The following is an 8,844-nucleotide window of genomic DNA, read 5'->3' as shown; positions in this document are numbered from 1 at the left end:
GCTACGGGCGTGTGCGCGCAGGACGGCGGGGCGCAGCAGTCCGCGGCGGGTGGCGAGCCGCCGCCTGTGGTGGCCCATCGCCAGGTTGTCCGCGACGGAGGCGGTGGGCGCGGTGCCCACGGCCGTGCGGTCCTCGGGTATGTGGGCGAGGCCGGCCGCACGGCGCCGGGCGGGTGGGGCGTGGGTGATGTCGTGTCCGGCGAGTTCGATGCGGCCGGTGCCGACGGGGCGCAGGCCGGCGAGGGCCTCGACGAGTTCGCTCTGGCCGTTGCCGGCGACACCGGCGATGCCGACGATCTCACCGGCCCGCACGGTCAGGTCCACCCCGCGTACTCCGGTCACGGTCAGCACCTCCGGGCCGGGAGTGCCGGGTGGGTGCACGCGGTCGAGGTCCACGCGGCGGCCGGTCATCGCCTCGGCGAGTTCGCCCGCGGTGGTGTCGCGGGTCCGCAGCCGGGCGGTGACCCGGCCGTCGCGCAGGACGGTGACACGGTCGGTGCCCTCCAGCACCTCGTGGAGCTTGTGGGTGACGAGGACGACGGAACGGCCCTGCGTGGCCAGCGACTTCAGGACGGTGAACAGGCGTCCTGCCTCGTCGGGGGTGAGCACGGCCGTCGGTTCGTCGAGGATCAGGACGCGGGCGCCGCGGTGCAGCAGTCTGAGGATCTCCACCCGCTGCCGCACTCCGACGGGCAGGGTGCCGACGCGGGCGTCGGGGTCGACGGGCAGCCCGTGTTCCTCGGCGAGTGCGGCGACCCGCTGGCGCGCGGCCGCGCGGTCGAGGAGTCCGCGGCGGCGGGGTTCGGCGCCGAAGAGGACGTTCTCGGCGACGGTCAGCGAGTCGAAGAGCCGGAAGCTCTGGTGGACCATCCCGAGTCCGGCGCGGATCGCGTCCGACGGGCCGGAGAAGCGGACTTCGCGCCCGCCGAGCCGGATCGTGCCCGCGTCCGGCCGCACCTCCCCGTACAGGACGGACATGAGGGTGGACTTCCCGGCACCGTTCTCCCCCATGAGGGCGTGGATCTCGCCGCTCCGCACGGTCAGGTCGACGGCGTCGTTCGCAAGGGTGCCGGGGTAGCGCTTGGTGATGCCGGTGAGCTCGACGACCGCCTCTTCGGGGCTACTTGGCAGCCGGGTCATCGACCTTCAGCTCCCCGGAGACGATCTGGTCGCGCAGCTGCTTCACCCGGTCGAGGACCTGGGGGTGCTGTGCGATGACGCACTGGGATCCGGCGACGTTCTCCTCCAGGCCGGTCAGGCTGATGCCGCCCTCCTTGAGCCCGTAGGAGGCGGTCCCCCCGGCCTGGCCGCCGAGCACCTGATCGATGCCCTTGCGGACGGCGACGTCGGTCTTCTTGATGACGTTGTCGACGACGGTGCCGGGCGCGGTGGCGCACTGGTTGACGTCCACGCCGTACGCGAAGGCGCCCTTGGCCTTCGCCGCCTCGAAGACGCCGTAGTTGCCCGCGGCCGCGGCCGCCATCACCTGGTCGGTCCCACCGGAGATCAGGGAGTTCGCCTGCTCCTTCGCGCGGGCCGAGTCGTTGAAGGGGGACTGGCCGCCGACGAAGCGGGTGGACGCCTCGCTCGACGGTGTGACCGCCTTGGCCCCGGCCGCGAACGGGTCGCTGTACCGCCGGAACTGGGGGGTGTCGATGACGTCGACCGCCCCGACCTTGCCGCTCTTGGTGAGCAGCCCGGCTTCGGCACCGGCCAGGAAGACGGCTTCGTGCTCGCGGAAGACGGCGCAGCTCACGTTGGCGTACGTCTTCCCGGTGCAGGCGTCGACCACGAGGAACTTCTGGTCCGGGTGGTCCTCGGCCTGCCGGGCCACCAGGTCGGCGAACTCGAAGCCGACCAGGACGATGACGGCGGGCTTGGCGTCGACGGCGGCCTGGACGTTCAGCTGCCGGGAGGCCGCGTCGGTGGACTCGTACACCCTGGAGCTTCCCGAGCGGGCCTTGGCCGCGGCTTTCACCCCGTCCACGGAGAGCTTCAGGAACTCGTTCTGCCCCACCGCGTCGGGGGTGACGAGCGTGAACGCCGGGCCGGCGCCCTTGCCGCCCTCCTCCTTCTTCGCCGCCGCCGCGTTGCAGCCGGTGGCGAGGAGGACGCCTCCCGCCACGGTCGCGGCGGCTCGAAGGGCGCGGATTCGGGATCTCCGGGACATGGAGGTGACCTTCCAGGACGGCACGGCGGCAGGGCGTACGGGAGTACGGCAGCTCGGGGGTGCGCGGGGGTGGGCGGCCGCTCGGGTGTGAACGGCGCGATGCTTCGATGAAATCGGTGTGAAATCCGACGAGTTGTGAAAGCGCTCGTCAGTGGTTCGGCGAGGGGGCGCTCAGCCGCGACAGGCGTCGCTGGCGCACCGGCCGTAGTCGAGGTAGCGGCGCAGCGTCAGCAGCATGTGCGCTCTCCTCCTCGGACTGGGGGCGACGGATCGTCGAGGCCAGGAGAGTAGCACCAGGTGTGGCCGGCCCGTCTTCCGTCTCGAACTGTGGTTCCCGGGACTGCTGTACGGTGACGCGCACCCCTCCCTCCCCCTCCCTTCTTCCAAGCCTTTGGAGTGCATCGTCATGACCAGGGAACTGCGTGCCGTCGAGTGGGCCGGAGACGGTCTCGCGCTGATCGACCAGACCGCTCTGCCGCACCGTGAGGTGGTGCTGCGCGTCACGGACGTGGACGGGCTGGTCGACGCGGTCAGGCGGCTGGTGGTGCGCGGCGCCCCGGCGATCGGCGCCGCCGGGGCGTACGGCGTGGCGATCGCGCTGCTCCAGGCGGAGCGCGAAGGGTGGGACGGCAGCCGGATACGGGCGGAGGTGGCCCGGATCCGGGCGGCGCGGCCGACCGCGGTCAACCTGGCCGTCTCCGTGGACCGGGTGCTGGCCCGGCTGGACGACGGCGTGACGGCGGTACTGGCCGAGGCGGCCGCCGTGCAGCGCGAGGACGTGGAGGCCAACCACGCACTGGGCGCGCACGGCGCGGACTGGCTGCTGAAGCGGCAGGGCGAGGACCGCCCGCTGCGCGTCCTGACGCACTGCAACACCGGGGCGCTCGCCACGGCCGGCTGGGGCACTGCGCTCGGCGTGATCCGGGAACTGCACGCGCGCGAACGGCTGGAGACGGTGTACGCCGACGAGACGCGACCGCTCCTGCAGGGTGCCCGGCTGACCGCCTGGGAGCTGGCCCAGGAGGGCATCGCGCACTACGTCCAGGCCGACGGCGCGGCGGCCGGAACCATTCTGCGCGGGGAGGTCGACGTGGCGGTGGTGGGCGCCGACCGGATCGCGGCGAACGGCGACACCGCGAACAAGGTCGGCACGGTCGGCATCGCGCTGGCCTGTGCGTACGCGGGCATCCCGTTCGTCGTGGCCGCCCCCACCACGACGGTGGACCTGGCGACCCCGCACGGAGACGGCATCACCATCGAACTGCGGGACGAGGCGGAGGTGTTGGAGTGGGCGGGTGTCCGTACCGCCCCGGCGGGCTCCCGCGGCCACAACCCCGCCTTTGACGTGACGCCGGGTGGTCTGGTGACCGCCCTGGTCACCGAAAGGGGTGTCCTGGAGGTCTCGGCGGGTGAACTGCCCGGTCTGCACCTGGCCTGAGCCCGGCCCGGACCGGGGCGCGGGCCCGGCCCCCGATCCGGGCATGCCGAAGGGGCGCTCCCCTCGCAGGGGGGCGCCCTGGGCGCGGAGGCGTACGTCAGCCGGCCGCCAGCTCCAGTTCCAGGAGCCACTCCACGACCTCGGTGTGGTGACGCGCCTGGCGCGGTGAGTCGCCCCACACGTACAGGCCGTGCCCCGCAACGACCACCGCCGGCATGCGCGGGTCGCGGGCGGCCTCCAGGCGGTCTCCGAGCACCCGCATGTCCTGGCTGTTGGCTATCACGGGCAGGGTCACCTCCTCCCCCTCCGCCGGATGGCCGATCCCCTTGAGCATCTCCAGGTCCTTCAGGACGATGCCGCCGGGCTGCCTGCGCCCCATGAGGACGGAGGCGACCGTGTGCACGTGCACCACCGCTTTCGCACCGGTGAGGCGTGCCACCCGGGCGTGCAGCTCCGCTTCGGCGGACGGCCTGCCACCGCCCACCGCCGCACCCCGCCCGTCGACCAGCACCACGTCCTCGGCGGTGAGTTCACCCTTGTCGTGCCCGCCGGCCGTGACGGCCAGCCGGAAGGGCTCGCGGGAGAGGAGTACCGACAGGTTGCCCGAGGTGCCGCGCATCCAGCCGAAGGAGGCGAACCGCGCCGCCTCGGCCGCCAGTACCGCCCCCGCCTGCTCCAGGCCGGTCACCGCCGTCATGCTCCGCTCCCCACCGGGTCGATGTCCTCGAAGGTCCGGGCCTGCGGGTGCTCCCCCGGCCCCTGCTCGTAGTACGGCTCCCCCGGAGGAACAGCAGCCGGGCGGGCGGGATCCCGGTGTCCGCGGCGATCGCCCGGAAGGATGCCGCCTCCAGTTTCGGTCCCGCGTTCTCCGTGTCGTACCAGCCGGTGACGAGGTCGCGCAGATCCCCCTCGGGGCTGTGGCGGAACCACGCCCGCTGGGCGGCGACCGAACCGGACGAGTACACGTACAGCCGTAGGCCCGCCGCACGCCACCGTCGCAGCGCGGGGACCACGTCCCCGTAGAAGTGCGAGACGAGGTCGCCGCGTGCGAACCCCTCGGCCCACAGCACCCCCTGGAGCGTCTTCAGCGGCGTCACTTTGCGGTCCGCGTCGAGCCAGGCGTTCAGTGCCTCCTCGATCCGTGCCGGTCCCGCGTGCGGCTCCTCCAGCTCGGCCCGCACCTGGGCGAGGGCGCGGGCCACCTCCGGTTCCCCGGACCGCTCGGCGAGCAGGGCGCCGAACCGCCGGCGCGCGTACGGGTGGAGCACGTCGGTGACGAAGCCGGTGGAGCTCGTGGTGCCCTCGATGTCCAGTACGACGGCCTCCGCTCCCGGACTCACGCCGGGTACTCCGCGTACTCCGCGTACTCCGCGTACTGCGCCGCGATCGTGTCGAAGTCGGGGAAGCGCCGCGAGATGCCACTGCCGGTGAAGCTGCCGATCCAGCCGTCCTCCTCGTGGAAGAAGCGGATCGCGGTGAAGGCCGGCCGGGTGCCCATGTCGAACCAGTGGGTGGTGCCCCTGGGCACGCCGAGGAGGTCCCCGCGCTCGCACAGCACCGCGTGGACCTCACCGTCCACGTGGAGGTAGAAGATGCCGGAGCCCGCGACGAAGAAGCGCACTTCGTCGTCGTCATCGTGCGTGTGTTCCTCCAGGAACTTCTCCCGCGCGGCCTTCGCCTTCCCGGCGAAGCCGGGGTCGTCACTCGGGTGCAGGGCGACCACGTCGACGGTGGCGAAGCCCTCCGCCGCGGTCAGCCGGTCGATCTCGGCCCGGTAGGCGGTGAGGACGGTATCGCTGTCGGCGTCCGCCGGAACGTCGTCGCGCACCGGCCACTGTTCGTAGCGGACTCCGAGCGGCGCCAGGGCCGCGGCGATCTCGCCGGGCTCGGAGGTACGGCGTACGACGGTCTCGGGGCCGCTCTCCGGCCAGGTCGTCAGCAGCGTCACGGGAATGCTCCAGGGTGGGATGGGAGAGGGTGCGGGAGTGCGGCCCCGGCCCCGGGGCCGATTCTCGCCGCCCGTTGTTGCCGCAGCGTGGCGGGCGTATGGCAGGTGCCCGCGGCGGCCGACCGCCGCAACCCCATCCGTTCCGGCGGTCGGAGCAGGATCCCGGTCAGGCGTGCTCGTCCGACACCTGCCGGGCGGGCTGGACCGACCAGCTCGGCGGCTCGTCGCCGCCCGCGGCCTCGTCGCGCTCCGCGTCCGCGAACGTCGCGTGGACCTTGTCCGGCGCGTGGTGGACCGGCGCGTACACGGCGTAGAGCTGCAAGGGCTCGTCACCGATGTTGGTGACGTTGTGCCAGGTGCCGGCGGGTACGAAGACCGCCCAGCCGTCCTCGACCTCCCGGTCGAAGTCGAGCCGGTCCTTCGCGCTGCCCATCTGGACACGGCCGCGGCCCGCGTCGAGCCGGAGGAACTGGTCGGTCTCCGGATGTGCCTCCAGCCCGATGTCCTCGCCCACCGGGATCGACATGAGGGTCAGCTGGAGGTACTTCCCGGACCAGGCGACCGAGCGGTAGTCGGTGTTCTCCAGCGTCGCCCGCTCGAGGTCGAAACTCTGGGGTTCGGGCCCGATGTCCTTGATGGTCATGCTTCTCTCCCGGTCGACGGAGGTGGTACGCGTTCGGGCGCAGGTTCTGCGCCGGGCCAACCTTTCCAGACTCACGGGCGTGTCATGCCCCGACGCCAGTGATACTCGAGCCGACCGGCCCGGTGCCCGGTCGAAGTCCAGGTGGGGCCGGAGGGAGTTCTGTGGCGGACGTGCTGGTGGTGGGGGCAGGGGTATTGGGCCGTTCGGTGGCCTACGCGCTGGCGAGCGCCGAACCGTCGGTGCGGGTGGTCTTGTCGGGCAGGCGGGGGCCGGGGGCCTCGCGGGCGGCCGGCGCGATGCTGGGGGTGCTGGGCGAGGTGACGGCCGCCGGCCTGCGGACCCGCCACGGCACGCTGCGTACCGGTATGGCGGTGGAGGCGGCGCGGTTGTGGCCCGCCTGGCGGCAGCGGGTGCGTGCCGTCGCCGAGGAGGTCGCTCCGCCCGGCCCGGACGGGTACGGCACGGGCACGTACGTCCTCCTCAACGCGGTCTCCGGGCCCCTGGACGAGGAGGCGACGGAGGCCATGCGGGGCGCGGGCGCCCGGTACGGTCTGCCGGTGGAGGACGTCGACGTCCCGGACGTGCCGTCCTACCGGCCGCTGGACAACGACCGCGCGCTGCGCGCGCTCTTCCTGCCACAGGAGGGCTTCCTGGACGCCCGCCGCTGGCTGGACACCCTGGACACGGCCCTGAGGGCGCTGCCCAACGTCCTGCGCACCGGGTCCGGACGGCTGCGGGCAGCCGGGGAGGAATACGAACTGACCACCCCCGACGGCGTGTTCCGGGCGGAGAAGGTCGTCGTCGCGGCCGGGGCGTGGACGAGTCCGCTGCTCACCGGCCTGGATCCCGAGCTGCCCGTGCTGCCGGTGGTCTCGGCGGAGGGCACGGCCGTCAGCGTCCGCGCACCTCAGCCGGCGCCGCCGGTGGTACTCCGTACGCCCAACCGCGCGTACGCGTGCGGACTGCACGCCGTCCCCCAGGCCGACGGCGGCTGGTACCTCGGCGCCTCCGCCGCCCCTGCCCTGGAACCCGGCGAAGCGCCGACCGCGGGCGCACTGCGCTTCCTGCTGGACGCCGGACTCGGCCAGCTCCACCACGGCCTGGCCACCGCCCGCGTCGACCGGGTCCACCACGGCAACCGGCCCGTCGGCCTGGACGGCCACCCGCTCCTCGGCGCCACCGGCCGCCCCGGCCTGTGGGTCGCCACCGGCACCCACCGCGACGGCCTGCACGCCTCACCGCTGATCGCCCAGGAGCTCACCGCCCAGATCCTCCACGGCACGCCGAGCCCCTGGCTGGCACCCTGGCGGCCCGACCGGGCGCCCATCGCCGACCGGAGCATCACGGAGGCCGTCGAGGAGGCCGTGTCCCACCACGCGGCGCTGGCGGCGGAGTCACGGATGCGCCCGCCGCTGACCGGCGACTGGCCGGGCCTCCTCGCCGACGCCTACCGGCAGTTGATGGAGCAGGCCTACGGGCGGATGCCGGACGGCTACGTCCCGCCCCCGGAACTCGCGCCGCTCGCCTATGAACAGGGCCCCGCCCTGGCCGAACTGGCCCGGAGCCATCTCGACGCGCGGGCTGGATGGGGAACACCTCGAGCGGGCCACATGGCGGTGCCGCGGTCGTAGCGCGGGGGGCGCCCGCGCTACGACCGGGGCGGGTCAGAGCCGGTTGAGGTAGAGGCCGGCGTCGATGGTGTGGTCGACGGTGCCGGGGCACCGGTGGTCACTTCGGCGGTGGCGTACTGGCCGGTGTTCGACGTGTCCGGGACGGCGTCGGAGTCGAGGTCCGCGGGGGCACCGTTGGCCCGTACGGGCGACCACAGGAGCCTGTACCGGACCCGGACGGACGGCGAGCCCGGCGGAGCAGAAGCGGCCCCGCGGCGTCAGGCGAGTTCCCGGGCGTCGAGCGGTAGCCGCCAGGAGTTGCGGCGGTGGACCGCCTCGTACTCGGCCTGGAGCGGGGACGGGGGTACGGTCAGGACGGGGCAGGCCGCGTGCGCGAGGACGTAGCGGGCGACGGAGGGGCGCAGCAGGCGGCGCAGCGGTCCTCGGGGGCCCGAGCCCACCACGAGCAGGTCGTCCGGGTCGCGCGCGACGTCGACGAGCGCGGCGCCCGCCGTGCCCCGCACGGTGAGGCCCGTGACGGTGAGGTCCGGGGCCCCGGCGCCGAACGCGGTGCCGAGCACCTCCCGCAGCCGGTGCGCCGCGGCCGACCGGCACAGTGCCAGGACCGGTGCTCCGCAGGAGGTGCGGCTGCCCGGTCCGCCGTCCGGGGCCTGCCACGCCAGTACCGCGCACAGCTCCACCCGCCGCAGCCGGGCCTCGACAGCGGCCCGGTGAAGTACTCCCAGGCCGCCCAGGCCCCCACCGACACCTACGACCACCTGCGGCATGCTTCCTCCCCCGTCGATCCGTTCAGGAGGCCCATCCAACGGCAGGGAGGGGTTGCGGGGCCGGATCGCTGACGGTCCTCTGACACGGTCTGCGGCGATTCTGACGCGTTGCTGACACCCTATGCCGCCGCTCGTACGACGAGGATCCCGAGCCCGAGGAACTCCTCCCGGGCCCGGGATCCGTCTCCGCCTCCTCGTGCCGACCGTCAGCCGGCGTGCACGTGGGGGCGGCGGCTGCGGTCGGGTT

Annotated in this window: 8 protein-coding genes and 1 pseudogene; 2 read left to right on the top strand and 7 right to left on the bottom strand. The window is 73.6% G+C overall.

The window, feature by feature from the left end:
• Positions 1 to 1,140 (bottom strand): ABC transporter ATP-binding protein (locus VR44_RS08915; protein WP_045946861.1); only part of this gene is annotated, 1,140 nt, incomplete at its 3' end.
• Entirely contained in the window at positions 1,121 to 2,170 is a 1,050-nt protein-coding gene (locus VR44_RS08910; RefSeq protein WP_045946863.1) for a BMP family ABC transporter substrate-binding protein, read from the bottom strand. The genes VR44_RS08915 and VR44_RS08910, both read right to left, overlap by 20 nt.
• A 406-nt stretch (positions 2,171 to 2,576) precedes the next feature.
• Here VR44_RS08910 and mtnA point away from each other — a divergent pair, with 406 nt between their 5' ends.
• The gene (gene mtnA, locus VR44_RS08905) at positions 2,577 to 3,608 is read left to right on the top strand and encodes an S-methyl-5-thioribose-1-phosphate isomerase (protein ID WP_045946860.1); all 1,032 of its coding nucleotides are present in this window, start codon (positions 2,577 to 2,579) and stop codon (positions 3,606 to 3,608) included.
• A 97-nt stretch (positions 3,609 to 3,705) separates the two neighbouring features.
• Here mtnA and mtnB read toward each other — a convergent pair whose 3' ends face one another.
• The 4 genes and pseudogenes from mtnB to VR44_RS08890 all read right to left on the bottom strand — a co-directional run bounded on the left by mtnB (position 3,706) and on the right by VR44_RS08890 (position 6,199).
• On the bottom strand, positions 3,706 to 4,305 hold the full coding sequence (mtnB, locus tag VR44_RS08900) for a methylthioribulose 1-phosphate dehydratase (protein ID WP_045946859.1): 600 nt from the start codon (positions 4,303 to 4,305) through the stop codon (positions 3,706 to 3,708).
• Positions 4,302 to 4,948: pseudogene (mtnC, locus tag VR44_RS42370) on the bottom strand (acireductone synthase). Before mtnC ends, mtnB begins: the two are co-directional and overlap by 4 nt.
• Positions 4,945 to 5,556 carry a 1,2-dihydroxy-3-keto-5-methylthiopentene dioxygenase gene (locus tag VR44_RS08895; RefSeq protein WP_045946858.1) on the bottom strand — a complete coding sequence of 204 codons (612 nt, stop codon included), beginning with the start codon at positions 5,554 to 5,556 and terminating at the stop codon, positions 4,945 to 4,947. The pseudogene mtnC and the gene VR44_RS08895 overlap by 4 nt, the downstream one beginning before the upstream one ends.
• A 166-nt stretch (positions 5,557 to 5,722) precedes the next feature.
• Positions 5,723 to 6,199, bottom strand: coding sequence for a cupin domain-containing protein (locus VR44_RS08890; RefSeq protein ID WP_045946857.1), 477 nt, complete (start codon positions 6,197 to 6,199; stop codon positions 5,723 to 5,725).
• 161 nt (positions 6,200 to 6,360) lie between these two features.
• Between VR44_RS08890 and VR44_RS08885 the strand changes: the two genes are divergently transcribed.
• A complete protein-coding gene (locus VR44_RS08885) occupies positions 6,361 to 7,830 on the top strand; it encodes an NAD(P)/FAD-dependent oxidoreductase (protein WP_157880257.1) in 1,470 nt (489 codons plus the stop codon).
• 257 nt (positions 7,831 to 8,087) lie between these two features.
• Here the strand turns inward: VR44_RS08885 and VR44_RS08880 are convergent, their stop codons facing one another.
• The gene (locus VR44_RS08880; protein WP_045946856.1) at positions 8,088 to 8,597 is read right to left on the bottom strand and encodes a universal stress protein; all 510 of its coding nucleotides are present in this window, start codon (positions 8,595 to 8,597) and stop codon (positions 8,088 to 8,090) included.
• Positions 8,598 to 8,844: the final 247 nt, after the last annotated feature.

Origin of the sequence: Streptomyces katrae (genome assembly GCF_000966975.1) — a bacterium.
In the GTDB taxonomy this organism is placed as follows: Bacteria; Actinomycetota; Actinomycetes; order Streptomycetales; family Streptomycetaceae; genus Streptomyces; species Streptomyces katrae.
The sequence above is the reverse complement of the archived record's forward strand: the minus strand, read 5'-3'. Positions and strand labels throughout refer to the sequence as shown.

Bases quoted from the DNA above. Each gene is read 5' to 3' on its own strand.
- VR44_RS08910 (WP_045946863.1), bottom strand. From the start codon at position 2,170: ATGTCCCGGAGATCCCGAATCCGCGCCCTTCGAGCCGCCGCGACCGTG.
- mtnA (WP_045946860.1), top strand. From the start codon at position 2,577: ATGACCAGGGAACTGCGTGCCGTCGAGTGGGCCGGAGACGGTCTCGCG.
- mtnB (WP_045946859.1), bottom strand. From the start codon at position 4,305: ATGACGGCGGTGACCGGCCTGGAGCAGGCGGGGGCGGTACTGGCGGCC.
- VR44_RS08890 (WP_045946857.1), bottom strand. From the start codon at position 6,199: ATGACCATCAAGGACATCGGGCCCGAACCCCAGAGTTTCGACCTCGAG.
- VR44_RS08880 (WP_045946856.1), bottom strand. From the start codon at position 8,597: ATGCCGCAGGTGGTCGTAGGTGTCGGTGGGGGCCTGGGCGGCCTGGGA.